Consider the following 18,777-nt stretch of genomic DNA (forward strand, 5'->3'; position numbering starts at 1 on the left):
AGTAATTCAAGCAACTTTACCTTGCGATAAATAGCTTTGTGGGGGAATTTTTCCCCCACTATTTCTTATCACATGTTGTTTCGTTTGGTGATCACAAGCACCCTACTTTAATCAACTAATACCCGTTGATTAGTTGCACCCCATAAAATCGACATCTCAGTAAATAGTGCACCACTGATATCTTCTATTTCTTCTGCGGTAATTTCGCTATTACCTTGTTTGCCAAAGAACACAACTTCATCACCCGGCTGAATATTTTTAATATCAGTAATATCTACAATGACAGTATTCATTGATGTTTTGCCCAATACAGGCACACGTTGCCCACCAATTAAAGCATGTCCTGCATTACTAAATACACGGCGATAACCATCTGCATAACCTACAGGAATATTCGCTAAAACAGAGTCGCGTTTTAAGGTATAAGTACGATCATAACCAACTGTATTACCTTTCGGATAATTATTGATTGATGCAATGGTCGATTTAAATGTCATTACGCGTTTGTAATCTGTACTCGCGATAGTATCACCATAGAAAATACCACCAACACGTACCATATCTAACCATGATTCAGGAACCGTAATGGTTGCAAAGGTATTTGCCATATGCAGTGTAATATCGTTACGGTTTAACCCTGTGACATCAATTACCTTCTGTGATTGCTGTTTAAAACGAGCAAGATCTTCTCTCACTTTATCAGCATCTTCTTCTGGGTAATGAGACATAATGCCAACCACTTTTAGGTTGGGTAATTGCGCGATTTGCTTCGCCTCTTCAAGCCCTGCTTGGTTATTTACCTCTAACCCATTACGTGACATACCACCCGAATTTAACGCCAAATGAATTGGAATAATTCTATTTTGTTGTTTCGCAATAGTATCTAATCTTTTTGCCATATCGAGATTACCAATCAGCTCTTCTACATCATAAGCAGTGGCTTGAGACATCTCTTGCTCTGTCGCGTTACGTACTCGCATTAAACGCCCTTTAAAACCTAAATCACGTACTTCTTTTAACTCTTGGTTATTGGTTACACCAATACATTGCACATTGTTTTCAATTATTACAGGGGCAACAAGTGACAAATCGTGACCATAAGCATCTCCTTTTAATACCGCACAAAGAGAAGATTTATCGCCTAATAATGATTGGACTTTTTTCACATTAAAATCAAGTGCACTACGTGAGATTTCAATCCATGAGTTATTAACAATAACAGGTTGAACCTGCGCTGTTTGTGTTACAGATGGATTGTGATTAATAGGTTGTTGGCAAGCAGTGATAACCAAAAGAGGTACCAACGCAAGATATCGTAAACCAAAAGACATCTTATTTTTCCTTAGTGATTGTGATGTAAAACCTTGAACCAATTATTTTGTTGTAATTAATTAGGCACGAAAATATACACACAGTGAATATTCACCAAGAATAATAAGCATTTTTATTCATAAAATAAACATATAAATTCACTTGTTACTTTTTTAAAATAAATGTGTCTATTTCTTTAAAAAACAAGACATAAATGGATTTATCGTAATTTTATTAGAATAATTAGTTAGTTTTTTATTATCAGCTCTAGGTATTAAATTAAGCTATCAATAACAAAAAATGGAGATAAGGGGTGTAAGTAACCAAGGAAAGAAAACGGGGCTTAATGAAAAAAGGATATCTCTAATTTTGATTTTTATTTCTATATACAGTAATCCCCGTGTATACGGGGAACACTCACCTGAAAAGTTCTCCCAGTAACCATGTCCCGGTTTATCCCCGTGTATACGGGGAACACCTTGTCAACCCTCTAGCGTAACCTCCATCAAACGGTTTATCCCCGTGTATACGGGGAACACATCAGGGAGACAGTCAGAACCATCCCTAATATCGGTTTATCCCCGTGTATACGGGGAACACGGATGCTTGCTTTTCTACTTTATCCAAGCACTGCGGTTTATCCCCGTGTATACGGGGAACACTCTATGATTCATCTTCATCTTGGAGAAGCAGTCGGTTTATCCCCGTGTATACGGGGAACACTCAGTGGTCATGATGCGTGGTTTTTTTTTCATCGGTTTATCCCCGTGTATACGGGGAACACGTCGGTAAAACTAAAGATGGTAATTTATTAATCGGTTTATCCCCGTGTATACGGGGAACACTCCATTGTTCGAATATTAGTAAGATGACGATACGGTTTATCCCCGTGTATACGGGGAACACTAAGCGGTTGTTCAGCAGATAAAAAACCCGAACGGTTTATCCCCGTGTATACGGGGAACACGCAGAGTTAGCTCTTGAGTATGACGCTAAAAACGGTTTATCCCCGTGTATACGGGGAACACATCTGCTGATGATAAAGTCGCGCCCACTGTGACGGTTTATCCCCGTGTATACGGGGAACACTGTCATTAATTTACCGTTACGCAACTGAAATCCGGTTTATCCCCGTGTATACGGGGAACACTCACCGGGGTGTAACTCAACACCGCCTATCAACGGTTTATCCCCGTGTATACGGGGAACACAAATGCCAGAAAAAGAGATGGTGCGCATTTATCGGTTTATCCCCGTGTATACGGGGAACACTGACTGTGCTCCGCTAGTAGGCCGCGAAATCCCGGTTTATCCCCGTGTATACGGGGAACACTGATAAACCAGTGTGGTCATTTTTAATAAGCGCGGTTTATCCCCGTGTATACGGGGAACACTGATAGTAGAGGAGCAGATGAAGCTGCACCTGCGGTTTATCCCCGTGTATACGGGGAACACGATCAACACTTCACTAATGAAAGAAACAGTATCGGTTTATCCCCGTGTATACGGGGAACACATGACGTCTCGGTAATCTGGTCTAGGTTCTCCCGGTTTATCCCCGTGTATACGGGGAACACTCTATAATATTTCAGGACTGATTGTTAAACGACGGTTTATCCCCGTGTATACGGGGAACACAGTGGTTAATAACCAAAGACCATGACGATGGGCGGTTTATCCCCGTGTATACGGGGAACACTTAAACAGTATGTATTGAAGCGACAAGATGAATGGTTTATCCCCGTGTATACGGGGAACACCGAACACTCTTCATTATGAGCGCGTCTAATTTCGGTTTATCCCCGTGTATACGGGGAACACTCTAAATATATCCGATTGATTTAACTAAATAAAAAAACATTTTTATTTCTACCAACTATTATTCATCATCTTCTAGCGGTTTAAATAACACTAATCTTAAGCCATCAAAGTCAATAGGTTCACGGCGATTTTCTCCATACGTTTGAAAATCAAAGCCTGATTCAGTATTTGTTCCCCATGCCATAACTACATTACCATTTTCAGCTAACTCATTGATTTGTTGCCAAATCATTTCTCTTATTCGTGCGGAAACATTACCTATATAAACACCAGCCCTAACTTCTAATAACCACACCGCTAATCGCCCTCGTAATCGAGGAGGTACAGACTCCGTCACAACCACAATCATACTCATTGCTATTTTTCTCTATGGCCTTCATCACCAAAAGGCCGCGCTTGGGGAATTGCAGGAGGTTGAGCATCAGAAGGTGGCTCCGGAGGAAAAATTTCTCCAGCCGAAAGAATCTCTTCGATTAAAGGGATCAGCTTATTTAATGTTTGATATTTACGAAATGCTTCTCGACAAGCAATGCGAACTTCACGATCAGGAGAAATTGCTTTATATGATGCAATCTTAAAAGCAACAGGCACCACGGTATCAAACTTTATAATATCTGCAATATCATAAACAAATGAAAGTGGCTTTCCTGTATGCAAAAAACCTATTGCTGGTGCATAACCTGCGGCCAAAATAGCGGCTTCTGTTACACCATATAAACAGGCTGTGGCCGCACTAATACAGCGGTTAATAATATCTCCCGCTTCCCAATCCTTAGGATCATAACGTCGACCTTTCCAATCAACGTTAAATTCTTTAGCTAACATTTGATACTGTTTTCTAACTCGCGCTCCTTCAATTCCTCTTAGCTGATCAATACTACGTTTTAATGGTGCAGCCTCTCCAAAACGAAGCTCAAACATTTTACGTACAACTTTTAACCGTAAATCATTATCTAGGGCTAATTTTGCTTGATAAAGTAATCTATCAGAACGAGCGCCACCGGGTTGTCCAACAGAATAAAGTCTAACTCCTGTTCACCCACCCATATTAATAGAGTGCCCGTTGTAGAAGCTAATTTAACCGCTGCATGGCTAATACGAGTTCCAGGTTCAAGTAAAATACAGGCTAATGAACCAACCGGAATAAGCATCCTTTCGCCATTAACTTCATCGATAACAACAAATGCGCCATCTTTTACATCGATTCTTCCCATCCCAATAAAAATCATTGAATGTCTATCTTTAATTGGGATCGGTTTTAATGGAATAAACGCCATTTAAATAACCCTAATTAGCATTAATCCACAACCAAAAGCTTTTGCTCTACCAAATCCTTGTTGATATTGTTGCCAAAATAGCGTTGGATTTTCTATTGTAAGCGTACCTTGATAATCAACAGAAGAAAAAGCCATTATTTTTCCTGATGCTTTTTTAATACGTTCAGGTGTATATGCTCTAATATCTGGTAAATGATTTAGTGAGATCCCCCACTTATTTAAACGCTCTTCAGAACTTATCCAATTTAATGCAGCTTGTTGCATTAAATTTTGAATATCGTCTTTATTATAATTATTACCACTTAATTGAGCCTGCTTTTTAGCATGCATAAGCACATCATGACGATGTCGTTTTCCTTCTTTATCTGTAATACAAACCGTAGGGTTTGCTCTTAAAGAAAAAGCTAATTTCATTTTTGTATTCAATTTAGGTAAAAAAGGTTTGGTTTCTATTTTAAAAAAACGATGTTGAATAGTGGGTGCTACAGAAGAAAGTAGATAAAAAATAGGTATTCCATTTTTCTCTATTTCTACTCGATATAAAAATGAACGTTCAGATTCCTCAGTAAATAATTGCCACAATAACTGATGAATCGCATATCCAGCCTGCTGTTCATTGGTTAGTAATGAGTGTAAGTAATCAGAAGACCCTCTTATCGTAACCCTAGATAAGTACATTATTCACCCTCCTTTTTTACACTCATTTGGTACATTTCGCGTTGACGAAATTGCCAGTGCTGCCTATTTACCGGTTCATCCCACGGGTGCAAAGTCATTATATTTTTGCCAGTAATATCTTGGCTATTACCTTCCCAATAATAAGTTACCCATCCATCTGAGCTAAACCAAAAATTATCTGCTTTATCAGAAGACATAATTGCGGGAAACGTTGTATCTAAAGCTTCTCGTAATTGCTCAGTTTCTACAATTTGAGGCATCATTGGTAAAGATAATGGGCAAGCTTTACGACCTAAACTTAATATATAAGTAGGCATTAGTAATGCTGTTTTAAGTTGTTCTAATGTGTATTTTGAATGTTGAGTTAACTTAATTGCAATAATCCATACAGCATCACATCGATAATCTCGATTAGATAAAACCGTATTCAGATCTTTTTCAGCTAATTCGCTACGTCGAGTGGAATGTATTATATTTTTGCGTGCAGAAGGTACTTGAGCGGTATGAAAATCTCTCAATAAAGTACTGGGTACAATCTGCTTTACTGCTACTACAATACTTTGCTGCAATTGAACGAGTGATTGTTCATCTTCTCGCTTAATTCCCAATGCTGCGCCAAGAAAACCTAAAATAGCTGAGCGTGATGGCGCAAGCCCGGTTTGCCTATCGCCACCAACAGCAGGTAATCCCCAACTAGCAAGAGGCCCATAAAGTCGAAATACGAGATATTCAGCCATGATATCTCCTTATTATTCAGCGACAAATTGCAATAATTCAGAGAGCGAGCCTTCGCCTTGTGCAACATTTAACTGGTAACGAGAATCCGCACAAGCACCATAAACTTTATCAAAATTTTCCATACGTTGATTTAATGCAGTGATTGCAGAAAATTCCATATCTTCATCATCAATAGGCTTTAAAAATGCCACAGATAAAGAGCGAGGCTGATAATTCCCTTTCTCTGCTAAAACATAACTAGCGTAGGCACGGGAGGCAAAACTATTTTGTTTACCTGTTGGAGAAACTTTAATAGCAACTTCAGTTAAAGCTTGAATGGCTTTATTTGCAAGCTCTTCATTTCCCTCTAAAGATTCAATTAACTGCGTTTTATTAATACAGATATAACTATAAAAAAGTGCAGCGGCAAATCCCATTTCACCAATATGAGCAGATCCTGTATCTGTTTTACCATCATTTAAATCATCTACCGCCGTAAAATAATCATCTTCAACAACCGCACTATGAACACTAATTGCATGAGCAACTTGGCAAGCAGCTTCAACATTATATTTTGGGGCAGATGCTAACATTCGGCCAAATAATGCAATATCTACAGATGTTTTAGTTAATTTTAAATTATCTAACTCTTCTTTTGTTGGTTCTCTCTGTTCTTCAATAAGTAATTTTATTAAATCAAATATTTTCTCTTTTTCAAAATGACTTATATGAACAAGCTGTTCAGTTTCAATGCTGTCTTTTTTTAATTTGCCATATTGATCAACCATCAACTCTGTCCACTTTTTAGCATTTTTTTCAGTAATACCGCCCTTAACCAATTCATCATAAATTTGTAATCCAAATTGCTTAGTACGGATCCCTATATTGCCAGAAAGTGCAGTATCGAATAATTCAGAAGTACGCCAGTGACGTTTTAAACTTTGTGAACTTATTCTTAAACGCTCAAATCCGCCCATTCTTGCAGTTTTTGGTCGACCTAAGTCATCACGATTTAAATTAGAAGGGGCATAAGAAGTAAGAATATGTAATTGAATAAATTGGCTCATTGTCTCTATCCTTTTTAACTTTATTAAAATGTTTAAATCGCTGCTTGATAATATTTCATAGCCCACTCAACAATAATTTGCTTATTGGTTTGAACAGAGCGTATTTTTTGCTTTTCTAAAACCCATTTTTCAATATCTTTACTCATTAGTAAGACATCTGTTTTCCCTTTAATTTGAATTAAAATTCGTCTTAGACGTCTTATAAATTCATCATGGGTACGCGAAGATTGAAGCTGTAAAAACCGTGACTCACTAATTATTGATTTTTTGCTGTCATCTTTTTCACCCGCCACCGTAGCAAAATGTTTATCACTATTTTGAGTAATATAAACCAACACTGCTACAATAGTTGCCCAACGCTCTATATCTTCTGTTTTGGCTTGATTAATTAAATCAGGAGGAAAACTAAGCCACAAAGAACGGAACCCTTCCGTTAGCATAATCGCAGTAATAGATTCGCAACGCTTTAGCTCTGCTTTATATCGGCTAGGTGCTGGTGCAATACCTTTTTTTCTTAATTCATCTGGCGATAAAAATAGACTTTCCCACCACCGTAATACGATAGTTTGTAATTCAGGATGACTATACAGAGTAATATTATCTGATTTATAAAACCCCATGTTCTTCTCCATTTTTTTTAGTGATTTTAAAGTCTGTAGCAAAGCTTTTTATTTTTTTATTACCATAAAGATCTCTGACTAAATTTTGTCTAGCCTTAATAGTTCCACTTATTGCTTTTTGGGTTCCTAATGCAGATAAGGCATATTCATCAAAGATCGAAAAACAAATATTTCTTATACTATTTAGCCAAGACTTAGCTTGTTCAGGTGTTAAAAAATCATCTTTTTTTGTTTGTTCAATAATATTTTCTACGGTTTTAAAAAATATATTTTCGCTTCTTTGCCAAAAGGTTAAATCAATAAAGCTAAGATCACCTTTTATATCTTTAGGTCGATCAAACCATGCTGCTTTTATTTGATTTCTTAAATTTTTCAAACATTCAACTGTCAATAATTGAATAAGTTTTATTTCATTAATTATTTTATTATGATAATTATCTTCCACATGAAAAATAGGCATTTCTAAAGCATACCATCCTCGTGGTTTCATATTATCCATGTCGTACCCAAAGATAAGTAACCGAGGTTTCCTCGTTAATTCTAATAATTGATACAGTTTTAAATAATGACTAACAACCGTGGCACATTTTTGCCCATTCTCACTACTTGATAATAGCAATCTATCCCAAAGATTATAATGAATTCCTCCCTGCCTTCCTTTTATTGAATTAGGGAGAGTTTCAGGCTTTTTAGGATCCCAATAATATGGTGTTAATGGATGTAACCATCCTTCTTGATAATCTAAACCGTAATTTTTAGTTAAATAGTATTGAACGGTAATATTGCTATGTTCACCGCTAATTTGGCAAGTTGCAGACTTATTTTCTACTTGTAACCTTATTCTACGAGGCATTGCCCAATACATATAGAGAGGATGAACATCATTAGGGTAAACTTTTTCTCCCATTCCCTCTTTTAAATTCAGTGGGTTCAACCAAGGGAAAACACTACCATCATGAAAATTAGGATCATCATATTGCCAAAAATCACGATTAATAATATTTAGCCATAATTTTTGCCATAATGTAGAATTCTCATCAGTGGGTAATATTAAGGTAGTTAAAGGTCCTCCGCCTCTTAAACCAACTCTATGACCTTGTCCTCCACTTGGAGCATTTATTTGTAACGTAAACAGTGCCAATATTGCCATTTCTAATGACATTACATCAGCAACACCCCGTTTAATAAAATGGTCAGTATTTTGTTTTATTCCATTTTCACCCGGTGCATCAATTAATAATTGAGCTATAGATATATTCTTTTGCTCTTCTAATGAAGAAAAATCCTGCATAAATAAAGGCGTATCACCCGTTACATTAAAAGCATGGGCGACTTTATCAAATGCTATTTTTAATTTTTCATTTGAAGGTGGCGTTTCAAAATACGCTTCCCATTCATCTTCATCTTCTGGCGCAAATACCGTTTGCAACAATCCAATTGCAAATTGATACGCAGCACCTTGAAAATCGGCTCTATTTAAAGAAAAGTCGATAATATCAGGATGAGAAATAGCTGAGATAGGAAGGGTTTTAATATCGCCATTACGAAAACGAAAAGGCAACCAAGGTTGATTAATAATATTCATGACAATTCCTGTCTTTCACTAAAACCGATTAGAGGATCATATTGATAATGAGTATCTTCTTCAGGGATCCACAACTGTAAATATCGTGTTTGTGGATATTGATTATTTATCTTTTCTTTTATATTTTCAGTTACAGTAGCAAGCTTATCAGCATATTTATGCTTCGCAATTTTCACTGTGCTTAATGCAATAGAAAAATGCGTATCTTCTACCCAAGGAATATAATTATTTTCTACTTTTTTGAGTAAAAGAATATTTGCAATCTCAATATCACTATATCGCGTACTGATATCATAGTGATCTTCTGTCCAAAATTCGGAACTTTCTTCACTGTAACCTTTATTTAATTTTAATAGTTGAATTTTTGCTTTTACTATTTTTGCTTTTTGTTCACCTAAATTATTATTTTCTTGTCGAATTAACGACTGTGGAATTTGATCATAAGCATTATCACTATAAACCGATTCAATTAATTGCCGTGCTTGTTGCGGCATTTTAATTTCACCTAATTGAATTATGCTTTTTAATGTTAACCACAAACGACCTGGAGAACGATACACAGCCTCGGTTGATGAAAAACTTTGTGAAAGCCAATTACTTGGTGGGTCGTTAGTAAATAAAGGGGCCTGTAGATATAAAATAGGCGCTGTACGTTTATCTTGTCCTGTTGGCGTATAATCACCAGTTACTGTGCGTGTATGTCGATGTAGTCGCCCCGAGCGTTGAATAAGATCATCAATAGGACAAATATCTGAAATCATAATATCTGCATCGGCATCTAAGCTTTCTTGAAAAACTTGAGTAGCAATTAATACTGCGCCTTTTCTTTGTTTAGCGGTACTCAATTTTCCAAAAATATTTAATACTTGTGCTTCACGTATTTTTCTATCTTGTAATGTAAAACGGCTATGAAACAATAAACAATTATCTCTATTTTCAGGTAATATTTTATTTATATCATGGTATGCTTTTATCGCATCATTAACGGTATTTCTAATCCAAACAACGCAGTTTCCATTCTTTATTGCATTTATTATAATATGAATACAATCTTGTTCTTCATTTATTATTTCAACTTTTACTTTTCGACTAACTTCTTTTCTACTTTCTAAAGGATATTCCATCTTTTTGACTTCTGGAAAATAAGTTAAGTGTGTTGCTAATGGAAAGTTTTTTGACTGTATCATTTGTGGTGGTTGATTAAGTGCATCAAACCAACTATTAATAATTCTTTGTCTTTTTTTAAGTGACAAAGTTGCCGTTAATAAAATGACAGAACCACCTTGATATAAATGCGCCGATAATAAATGTTCAATAATTTCAAACATAAATTCATCTGCTGAGTGAATTTCATCAAAAATGATAACTTTTCTATTTAATCCTAATAATCTTAAAGATTGGTGCCTTCGAGGTAGCATAGCCAATAGCGCTTGATCAAGAGTTCCAACACCTATTGTTGCTAATAGTGCTTTCTTGCGAGAGTCTGATAACCACTGATAACATTGGGCTGATGCGGTGTTATCTTTGCTATTATATTGTTCGTTACCGTCTCGAATTATACTTGTAAATTGTTCATTCATAATGCTAGCACCATGAGCAAGTACAATACTTGGTGCTTCGCTATTTTTATCGAATATATTCGTATAATAATTGACTATTCTTGAGAACATGGCATTTGAAGTTGCCATAGTAGGTAAACCAAAATAAAATCCATCAGCAGCATCAGCTTCCATTAATCGATGAGCTAATGTTAATGCAGCTTCTGTTTTTCCTGCACCAGTCGTATCTTCTAATATAAAAAGTTGGGGATGTTCATTTATTGGTACTTTTTCAGCCCATTGCTGTAATGGGGTCGGTTTATAACCAAAATGATGCTCAACGGAAATAAAAGGTGATATTTGATAATTTCGATTAAAACCACTGGATAATATGGCCTTTTCAGCGTTCTTTAAAGTTAATCGCCAATATTCAGATAATGGCATTTTATTTTTATAATAGGGGAAATATTCATTATTTGAACCAATCCAGTCAGAAAGTGTTGCCATTCCAGCTAGAAGCCATGATATCTGTTTTAATCGCCCCATCCATTCTTTATTATAAAAAAGCTCCGCTGAAATATTTGGATTAAATAATGTAAAAACATCATAAGAAAAATTAACAGCTGCAATTTCATTATTTTTATGGATAAAATTTTCCATATAATCAATATCATTTGTATTAATTGGCTTACCGTGATGTCCTAATACTGTTTCAATAATTACCAGAAAACCTTTTGATAGTTTACGTTGATTATAATCCCTATTAGGTATTATTAAAGAGAAAATCGTTTGTTCTATTTTTTTCCAAAAATAATAACCCAAACGATCATGACGATAATTTTTTCCATCGTAAGAAAATCTACTTTCAGGAACTTGGTTTTTATCGATGATATTTTGATTAATATATTGAAATGACGATGAAAACTTACCGATATCATGAAGAGAAAGTATTAATAAAAATAATTTAGAAAAGCTTTTGGGGCTAATCTGCAAAAAATTAGAAATATCTTTTACTATCTTTGTATCTGCTGAAAATAATATTGCACCAACAGCAGCCACATCGAGACTATGATAAGGAAGTAAGTGATAATATTCATTATTATTATCTGATTTAAATTTACCCCAATAATTATAATAGTCTGTATTCATATCTACCTAATCACTAATTTTTATAATTTAAAGTCTATAATGAATAGCAACTATTTTCTTAATTTAATACTTAAAATTAGATCTTCCCCTGTTTATATTTTTAGAACTCAGTTTAGGCATAGCCCAAAAACCTTCGGGATGTGATTTTTTTGTTAAAAAACACTTAATATAATTATATTGCGTAACAATTTAATTGTCCCCGTATATACAGGGAACACCGAAAAATTATTGCTGTTAAAAAAGTGATCCGCGGTTTACCCCCGTGCATACAGGGAACACATCATCAATCTCAATATATTCCCATTCAAGTCCGGTTTATCCCCGTGCATACGGGGAACACGATTTTTTTTTGCTTGATGTTTCCATGCCATGCCGGTTTATCCCCGTGCATACGGGGAACACTTCTTCACCACGAAGAACGCCAGAACCTAATGCGGTTTATCCCCGTGCATACGGGGAACACCCACACCGTTTGCCACTGTTAGCGCATTATCCGCGGTTTATCCCCGTGTATACGGGGAACACTCCCTTGCCTTAGCGATTAGCTCATCAGTCAGCGGTTTATCCCCGTGCATACGGGGAACACATGAAGCTAATTAATAGCGGATTAGCTGGCGACGGTTTATCCCCGTGCATACGGGGAACACGATAATGTTCAGCAAATAAAATTCTTTCTGTACGGTTTATCCCCGTGCATACGGGGAACACACGTCGTAAATAGGTTTCGACGTCATACAGGGGCGGTTTATCCCCGTGCATACGGGGAACACCTGTAAAAGTAACTTCGCATACTCAAGATAATCGGTTTATCCCCGTGCATACGGGGAACACATGGCATATTCAAACTCACCATTATCATTGACCGGTTTATCCCCGTGCATACGGGGAACACAAATTTCCTCACTTTCTGGCTATATTGACCTACGGTTTATCCCCGTGCATACGGGGAACACATTTGGTAAGTTATCGCGCAATTTTGAAAAATCGGTTTATCCCCGTGCATACGGGGAACACGATGTGCATGTTGCGGTGATGGTTTCGGTTTCCGGTTTATCCCCGTGCATACGGGGAACACATGGGAGCCGCTAGACGTGACTTCTCATTATGCGGTTTATCCCCGTGCATACGGGGAACACTCTAATCATAATAGATTGAATATAAAAAAGAAATTTAACCTTCTCTTTTTTACCAAAAAAATAGATAAAAACGCCTTACTTAATTAAACCAAGTAAGGCGTTTAGTTTAGTTTTAAGCTGGAAAAAATTAACGAACAATAATACCTAATAGAATGCCAATAACACCAAAGTCAGCATCACTAAATGTTGTATTCGCGATCCCTATATCACCAAGTACTGGCAATAGGAATACAGGTAAGAAAGTAATTAATAAACCTTGAGCAAAAGCACCTAATATTGCACCACGACGTCCACCCGTTGCATTACCAAATACCCCTGCTGTTGCACCCACAAAGAAATGTGGAACAACACCCGGAATAATAACAGTCCAATCCAACAGATAAAGCACAAACATGCCAATTACACCTGCCGCAAAACTACTTAAAAAACCAACTAATACGGCGTTTGGTGCATAAGGGAAAACAACTGGGCAATCTAAGGCTGGCTTGGCATTAGGAACTAATTTATCTGAAATCCCTTTAAATGCAGGTACAATTTCAGCAATAACCATACGTACACCTTGCAGAATAATGTAAACACCCGCTGCAAAAGTGATAGATTGCATTAACGAGAACATAAACCAGTTTTTACCACCACTCACTTCACGAACAAATGTATCGCCCGCAAATAAACAAGTAATGATAAAAATAATACCCATAGTAAAGGCTATAGCAACAGGAGTGTCTCGTAAAAACAGCAAGCTTTTAGGTACATTCATCTCTTCCGTTGAATGCTCTTTATTACCAAATTTACTACCAATAAAACCTGCTAATACATATGAAATTGTTGAAAAATGACCTAGTGCAACATCATCAGAACCGGTAATTTTTTTCATATAAGGGTGTGCAATGGCAGGGAAAAATACCATCGAAACCCCAACAACTAATGAACCTACCGCAACGAGTACTGTACCTTCTAAGCCTGCTGTTGCCAGAATAACCGCGACCATCATCGACATAAATAATGTGTGATGCCCCGTTAAGAAAATAAATTTCCACGGCGTTAGGCGTGCAATTAATATATTAATTAACATGGCAAAGAACATAATCAATGCCATTTCTTTACCAAAGCTTTTTTGTGCAATAGACACAATGGCTTCGTTATTTGGCACCACACCTTGAATACCAAAAGCGTGTTGGAAAATAGTCGAAAAATCACCAAGAGAGTTAATCACCAGACCCGCACCAGCGCCTAAGATAACAAAACCCATGATGGTTTTTACTGTGCCTTTAATACACTCTGTTACAGGTTTTTTCTGGGCAATTAAACCTATCAGTGCGATTAAACCCACTAAAATAGAGGGCTCTGAAAGCACATCACTCATTAGAAAGCGGAAAAAGTCCATAGTAGGCTCCTTATAGCGCGCCTAATTCACGTAATGCAGTAGAAAGTTTTTCTTTCATTGCCACTTTATCAATCATGTTATCCAATGAGACGATTTTGCCATTTACAGCTTGAGCAGTGAGTTGTTCTGCAATATCACGGGTTCCAACATAAATATCGCTTGGAGTGCCTTTTGCTGAACCTAAATCTACATGATCAACTTCTGCATTTACGGCGATATCTTTTAGTATGCTTTTGATGCTCATCTCCATCATTAAGCTACTGCCTAAACCATTTCCACAAACAACGGTAATTTTCATAATATTCCCCTTGGTAATTTGAATAATTGTTAATTAATAGTTGTTGATAACTGCGAATACTTCAGCTTTGCTTTTAGCATTTAATAACGATTGGATATCATCATCGTTATCAAATAATTCGGCTAATTTTACGATAGCGTTAATATGACTATCGTTATCTGTTGCCGCCAAAACTATCAGTAATTTCACAGGATCATTTTCATCAGCACCAAATTCGACACCTTGCTCCACTATCGTTAAAGCCAATGATAATTTATTAACGCCTTCTTCAGGACGAGCATGCGGCATCGCAATACCAGGGCCTAATACATAATATGGCCCAATTTGTTCATGTGATTTATAAATCGCATCAACATAACGAGGCTCGATATAACCTTTATCAATTAATGGCTGGCACGCAACTTTAATCGCTTCTCGCCAATCACTGACATGCGGAACTACTTGCACAACATCAGGTGTTAATAATGTTTTAAGCATGTTTATAACCTTAGTGAAATATTCTCTGCGCTTTGTTGTTAATGATAGTAATCATTTATGGTAGCGCTATCTAGATAGAAGATTCACAATTGTGATAGCGCTATCATTTTAATGAAATGTTAATTGCAGAAAATGCCAACAATTGCGACTGTATTGTTTCAGCATAATGAGAAGATTTCAGGTAGGATCTACTTTCAATAAAATTGAGATAAACAAGTATAAAAAGAATGATAAAAACACGTAAGCGCCGAAATACAGGTCGCGTCACTTTACAAGATGTCGCAAAACACGCAGGTGTCGGTTCCATGACCGTTTCTCGCGCATTGCGAACTCCTGAACTGGTTTCTGATAAATTAAGAGAAAAAGTTAACCAATCTGTTGAAGAACTAGGCTATATTCCCAATGCGTCAGCAGGTGCTTTGGCTTCCGCGCAAAGTCATATTGTCTCCGTTCTTTTGCCTTCTTTTACAGATAAAGCTAGTGCTGATTTTATGCAGTCATTGCAACAAGTGCTTAATCGTCATCAATATCAGATCTTAGTGGGCTGTTATGAACATCAACCACATAAAGCAACCGATGTCATCAATATGCTATTACAAAGTAATCCAGCAGCATTAGTGACATTTGGTTCTCAATTAAGTACACCTCATTTTTTACATATTAGTAATGCCAATGTACCTGTGGTGAGCGTTGCTAGCCAATCTAACGACCAGGCTGCAATTAGTATTGAATGTCCCTACGAACAAGCAGCTTTTGAATTAACGCACTATTTAGTCTCTCAAGGTAAACGTTGTATTGGCTATATTGGTGCATTGCAAGGACAGCGCTTTCATCATCAGCAAATAACAGGTTGGTCACGTGCTTTACTCAAAAATTATTTAAATGCAGAGCAAAGTGTTACTACGCCGGATCCCGCATCAATGGCTTATGGACGACAAGCATTAACTGAAATTTTATTACGTCAACCTGAATTAGATGCAGTGATATGTAGTCATGAAAGCATTGCGTTAGGCATGATCTTTGAATGTCAGCGCCGCTTAATTAAGATCCCTCAAGATCTCGCAATTGCTTGTTTGGAAGGCTCAGATAATAGTGCTCAGATATTTCCTTCACTCACCTCTATTCATTTTGATTACCATAAAATGGGAAAAGATGCAGGAAAACATCTGATAACACTTTTACAGCGACTACGAGACGAAGATGATAACGCTATATTTGAAGATACCGTTATCAACTATGCTTATCGCTTTGAAACAGGGCAAAGTACGCCTTAATCGACAGTTTCTCTTGCTTCTAAACGTGTGCTGTTATTGCGTGTTAACCAAAGTGAAAGTGCTTTTAGTGAATCCGGTGTAAATTCATCACAACGCTCTGTTATTTCAGAGGGGGTTAGCCAACGAACTTCCTCAATTTCTTCTGCTTGTAAGGCGAAAGGGCCGTGAGAAACACAACTAAATAAGCTGCCCCATACACGACAACTTTTATCATCGTAATAAAACTGCCCATGCTCAGCAAAAGGAACGCCCGCAATGCCTAGTTCCTCTTCTGCTTCACGACGCGCACTTTCAAGTAAGTTTTCACCTTGCTGCACAACACCACCAGCGGTGGCATCTAACCAACCAGGATAAAAATCTTTTGTTTCTGTGCGGCGTTGTGCCAGAATTTTCCCCATACCGTCATGTATGACAATATAAGTTGCTCTGTGTCGTAGGTTTTCTGCTCGCATTTGTTGACGAGTTGCTTGGGCAACTACCTCATTTTTATCATCAACAATATCAACCCACTCGACCACTGCCGTATTTTCTTGTTCCATCCTCAACAAACCTTTTTTAACCGATATTAAACTATCGTAATTTTTATCCTGAATATATCAAAACCGCTATATTTCACCACTATAATAATCATATGTTAGTTGTTTTATCTATCTTGCTCTTTTTTGCTTTTTGTGATGTTAAAAGGCAGACTGTGAAAATATTTACCATAAAGTGCTCGTTTCACTCAGGAGATTTCTATGATTGATCTTTATTATGCAGATACCCCTAATGGACAGAAAATCACACTTTTTCTTGAAGAAGCCGAGATCCCTTATCAATTACATTCAATTGATATCAGCAAAGGTGATCAATTTAAACCCGAATTCTTAGCCATTTCACCCAACAATAAAATTCCTGCCATTGTTGATCACAAGCCAATTGATGGCGGTGAACCTATCGCTATTTTTGAATCTGGCGCTATTTTGATTTATTTAGCAGAGAAAAGCGGCAAATTATTTAGCCAAGAGCTAAGAGAAAAAACACACCAACTGCAGTGGCTATTTTGGCAAGTTGGTGGATTCGGCCCAATGTTAGGACAAAATCATCATTTTACTCGTTATGCCTCTGAAACCGTACCTTATGCAATTAAACGCTATACTGAAGAGACACAACGCTTGTATAACGTATTAAATAAAAGACTAAGCCAATCAACTTACCTTGGTGGCCAACATTACAGTATTGCAGATATCGCCACTTATACCTGGGTACGTGCTCACAAACACCATAATATTAGTCTCACTAATTACCCAGCAGTAGAAAAATGGTTTAATGCTATCAGTCAACGCCCAGCAGCGAAAAAATTATTTGGCTAATACAAAATCGGCTAACACATCAGGATGATATTAATCTTCAATATAGGAAATAAAATCAGGAGGATTTGTGATGAAAATACTTATCACTGGCGGAACAGGATTAATAGGTAAAGCTTTAGTTTGTCAGCTTGCGCTTGATAACCATCATATTACGGTTCTTTCTCGTTCGCCACAAAAGGTTTATTCACATTTTTGTAATGAAATAACCTGTTGGACTCAATTAGGCGATAAAAATAGCCTTGATGAGTTCGATGCTGTCATTAATCTTGCTGGAGAACCCATAGCTGATCAACGCTGGACACCATCGCATAAACAAAAATTAGTTGATAGCCGCTGTGAATTAACCCAAAAACTCGTTGATTTACTTAAAGCAGGTAGTTCACCGCCTTCTGTTTTTATCTCTGGTTCTGCTGTCGGTTTTTATGGTGATCAAAAAAACACGTTGGTGACTGAAAAAACGCCAGCAAATCCAGAATTTACTCATGATCTCTGTGCGAAATGGGAAAGTATCGCACTTGAAGCACAAACTCCGCTAACTCGAGTCTGTTTGCTACGTACAGGCATTGTATTATCAACATTAGGCGGCGCATTACCCAAAATGAGTAAACCCTTTAAATTAGGTCTTGGAGGGAAATTAGGTAGTGGAACACAATATATGCCGTGGATCCATATCGATGATATGGTCAACGCAATTGTGTTCTTACTTAATGAAGAACAAGCTAAAGGTGCATTTAACTTAACAGCACCAAATCCGGTGCAAAATAAAGAATTTACCTACATTTTAGGCAAAGTATTTAAACGCCCTGCGTTAATGACGGTTCCAGCCACTGCATTGCGTTTAATTATGGGGGAAAGTGCGACATTAGTTTTAGGTGGACAGCAAGCTATTCCTGAAAAATTACTTAATGCTGGCTTTGAATTTCGCTACCCACAATTGGAAGAAGCATTAACGGATATTATTAATACGGGAAAATAACTTCTTTTTTATACTTTAAATAATTCAAGCTGCAGCAAGGCGACAAGCAAATGAGTCGCTAGGAGCATACATAAGTATGTGACTAGTGCGAATAAACTCAGTCAACAACACTGCAAC

General features: G+C 37.0%; 15 protein-coding genes, 1 pseudogene and 2 CRISPR repeat arrays. Of the genes and pseudogenes, 3 read left to right on the forward strand and 13 right to left on the reverse strand.

The window, feature by feature from the left end:
- Positions 1 to 107: 107 nt before the first annotated feature.
- The 12 genes and pseudogenes from alr to PH4a_RS00645 all read right to left on the reverse strand — a co-directional run bounded on the left by alr (position 108) and on the right by PH4a_RS00645 (position 15,058).
- Positions 108 to 1,331 (reverse strand): alanine racemase, encoded by a 1,224-nt coding sequence (alr, locus tag PH4a_RS00590; protein WP_129036965.1) that lies wholly within the window; start codon positions 1,329 to 1,331, stop codon positions 108 to 110.
- A gap of 368 nt (positions 1,332 to 1,699) precedes the next feature.
- Positions 1,700 to 3,132: a CRISPR direct-repeat array (repeat unit 29 nt; unit sequence CGGTTTATCCCCGTGTATACGGGGAACAC).
- Between the two features lie 58 nt (positions 3,133 to 3,190).
- Positions 3,191 to 3,487 (reverse strand): type I-E CRISPR-associated endoribonuclease Cas2e, encoded by a 297-nt coding sequence (gene cas2e / locus PH4a_RS00595; protein WP_129036967.1) that lies wholly within the window; start codon positions 3,485 to 3,487, stop codon positions 3,191 to 3,193.
- A 2-nt stretch (positions 3,488 to 3,489) separates the two neighbouring features.
- Positions 3,490 to 4,409: pseudogene (gene cas1e / locus PH4a_RS00600) on the reverse strand (type I-E CRISPR-associated endonuclease Cas1e).
- Positions 4,410 to 5,087, reverse strand: a complete 678-nt coding sequence (gene cas6e / locus PH4a_RS00605) for a type I-E CRISPR-associated protein Cas6/Cse3/CasE (RefSeq protein WP_129036969.1) — start codon at positions 5,085 to 5,087, stop codon at positions 4,410 to 4,412.
- Complete coding sequence (gene cas5e, locus PH4a_RS00610) at positions 5,087 to 5,824, reverse strand: type I-E CRISPR-associated protein Cas5/CasD (protein ID WP_129036971.1); 738 nt, start codon at positions 5,822 to 5,824, stop codon at positions 5,087 to 5,089. The genes cas6e and cas5e overlap by 1 nt, the downstream gene beginning before the upstream one ends.
- Before the next feature lie 12 nt (positions 5,825 to 5,836).
- Positions 5,837 to 6,871: a type I-E CRISPR-associated protein Cas7/Cse4/CasC gene (gene cas7e / locus PH4a_RS00615; protein WP_064720486.1), complete on the reverse strand. Its 1,035-nt coding sequence runs from the start codon at positions 6,869 to 6,871 to the stop codon at positions 5,837 to 5,839.
- Positions 6,872 to 6,903: 32 nt separating this feature from the next.
- A complete protein-coding gene (gene casB / locus PH4a_RS00620) occupies positions 6,904 to 7,491 on the reverse strand; it encodes a type I-E CRISPR-associated protein Cse2/CasB (protein ID WP_082918442.1) in 588 nt (195 codons plus the stop codon).
- Positions 7,478 to 9,076, reverse strand: a complete 1,599-nt coding sequence (gene casA / locus PH4a_RS00625; RefSeq protein WP_129036973.1) for a type I-E CRISPR-associated protein Cse1/CasA — start codon at positions 9,074 to 9,076, stop codon at positions 7,478 to 7,480. Before casA ends, casB begins: the two co-directional genes overlap by 14 nt.
- Positions 9,073 to 11,763 carry a CRISPR-associated helicase Cas3' gene (gene cas3 / locus PH4a_RS00630; RefSeq protein ID WP_129036975.1) on the reverse strand — a complete coding sequence of 897 codons (2,691 nt, stop codon included), beginning with the start codon at positions 11,761 to 11,763 and terminating at the stop codon, positions 9,073 to 9,075. Before cas3 ends, casA begins: the two co-directional genes overlap by 4 nt.
- A gap of 250 nt (positions 11,764 to 12,013) precedes the next feature.
- A CRISPR array of direct repeats spans positions 12,014 to 12,899; the repeat unit is 29 nt; unit sequence CGGTTTATCCCCGTGCATACGGGGAACAC.
- 127 nt (positions 12,900 to 13,026) lie between these two features.
- The gene (locus PH4a_RS00635; protein ID WP_109406156.1) at positions 13,027 to 14,283 is read right to left on the reverse strand and encodes a PTS ascorbate transporter subunit IIC; all 1,257 of its coding nucleotides are present in this window, start codon (positions 14,281 to 14,283) and stop codon (positions 13,027 to 13,029) included.
- A 10-nt stretch (positions 14,284 to 14,293) separates the two neighbouring features.
- A complete protein-coding gene (locus PH4a_RS00640) occupies positions 14,294 to 14,581 on the reverse strand; it encodes a PTS sugar transporter subunit IIB (protein ID WP_129036977.1) in 288 nt (95 codons plus the stop codon).
- A 33-nt stretch (positions 14,582 to 14,614) separates the two neighbouring features.
- Entirely contained in the window at positions 14,615 to 15,058 is a 444-nt protein-coding gene (locus PH4a_RS00645) for a PTS sugar transporter subunit IIA (protein ID WP_064720492.1), read from the reverse strand.
- Between the two features lie 227 nt (positions 15,059 to 15,285).
- Between PH4a_RS00645 and PH4a_RS00650 the strand changes: the two genes are divergently transcribed.
- Positions 15,286 to 16,332: a LacI family DNA-binding transcriptional regulator gene (locus PH4a_RS00650; protein ID WP_129036979.1), complete on the forward strand. Its 1,047-nt coding sequence runs from the start codon at positions 15,286 to 15,288 to the stop codon at positions 16,330 to 16,332.
- Here the strand turns inward: PH4a_RS00650 and yfcD are convergent.
- Positions 16,329 to 16,871, reverse strand: a complete 543-nt coding sequence (yfcD, locus tag PH4a_RS00655; protein WP_064720494.1) for an NUDIX hydrolase YfcD — start codon at positions 16,869 to 16,871, stop codon at positions 16,329 to 16,331. The genes PH4a_RS00650 and yfcD overlap by 4 nt on opposite strands.
- 198 nt (positions 16,872 to 17,069) lie before the next feature.
- Here yfcD and PH4a_RS00660 point away from each other — a divergent pair, with 198 nt between their 5' ends.
- On the forward strand, positions 17,070 to 17,684 hold the full coding sequence (locus PH4a_RS00660) for a glutathione binding-like protein (protein WP_129036981.1): 615 nt from the start codon (positions 17,070 to 17,072) through the stop codon (positions 17,682 to 17,684).
- Positions 17,685 to 17,754: 70 nt separating this feature from the next.
- Positions 17,755 to 18,660, forward strand: coding sequence for a TIGR01777 family oxidoreductase (locus PH4a_RS00665; protein ID WP_129036983.1), 906 nt, complete (start codon positions 17,755 to 17,757; stop codon positions 18,658 to 18,660).
- The last annotated feature ends 117 nt before the right edge of the window (positions 18,661 to 18,777 follow it).

The organism is Proteus hauseri (assembly GCF_004116975.1).
Taxonomy (GTDB): Bacteria; Pseudomonadota; Gammaproteobacteria; order Enterobacterales; family Enterobacteriaceae; genus Proteus; species Proteus hauseri.

Excerpts from the sequence above, each read along its gene's own strand:
- cas3 (WP_129036975.1), bottom strand. The coding sequence starts at position 11,763 with ATGAATACAGACTATTATAATTATTGGGGTAAATTTAAATCAGATAAT.
- PH4a_RS00650 (WP_129036979.1), top strand. The coding sequence starts at position 15,286 with ATGATAAAAACACGTAAGCGCCGAAATACAGGTCGCGTCACTTTACAA.
- PH4a_RS00660 (WP_129036981.1), top strand. The coding sequence starts at position 17,070 with ATGATTGATCTTTATTATGCAGATACCCCTAATGGACAGAAAATCACA.
- PH4a_RS00645 (WP_064720492.1), bottom strand. The coding sequence starts at position 15,058 with ATGCTTAAAACATTATTAACACCTGATGTTGTGCAAGTAGTTCCGCAT.
- PH4a_RS00665 (WP_129036983.1), top strand. The coding sequence starts at position 17,755 with ATGAAAATACTTATCACTGGCGGAACAGGATTAATAGGTAAAGCTTTA.
- cas2e (WP_129036967.1), bottom strand. The coding sequence starts at position 3,487 with ATGAGTATGATTGTGGTTGTGACGGAGTCTGTACCTCCTCGATTACGA.
- yfcD (WP_064720494.1), bottom strand. The coding sequence starts at position 16,871 with ATGGAACAAGAAAATACGGCAGTGGTCGAGTGGGTTGATATTGTTGAT.
- cas6e (WP_129036969.1), bottom strand. The coding sequence starts at position 5,087 with ATGTACTTATCTAGGGTTACGATAAGAGGGTCTTCTGATTACTTACAC.
- casB (WP_082918442.1), bottom strand. The coding sequence starts at position 7,491 with ATGGGGTTTTATAAATCAGATAATATTACTCTGTATAGTCATCCTGAA.
- casA (WP_129036973.1), bottom strand. The coding sequence starts at position 9,076 with ATGAATATTATTAATCAACCTTGGTTGCCTTTTCGTTTTCGTAATGGC.
- PH4a_RS00640 (WP_129036977.1), bottom strand. The coding sequence starts at position 14,581 with ATGAAAATTACCGTTGTTTGTGGAAATGGTTTAGGCAGTAGCTTAATG.
- cas5e (WP_129036971.1), bottom strand. The coding sequence starts at position 5,824 with ATGGCTGAATATCTCGTATTTCGACTTTATGGGCCTCTTGCTAGTTGG.
- cas7e (WP_064720486.1), bottom strand. The coding sequence starts at position 6,871 with ATGAGCCAATTTATTCAATTACATATTCTTACTTCTTATGCCCCTTCT.
- PH4a_RS00635 (WP_109406156.1), bottom strand. The coding sequence starts at position 14,283 with ATGGACTTTTTCCGCTTTCTAATGAGTGATGTGCTTTCAGAGCCCTCT.
- alr (WP_129036965.1), bottom strand. The coding sequence starts at position 1,331 with ATGTCTTTTGGTTTACGATATCTTGCGTTGGTACCTCTTTTGGTTATC.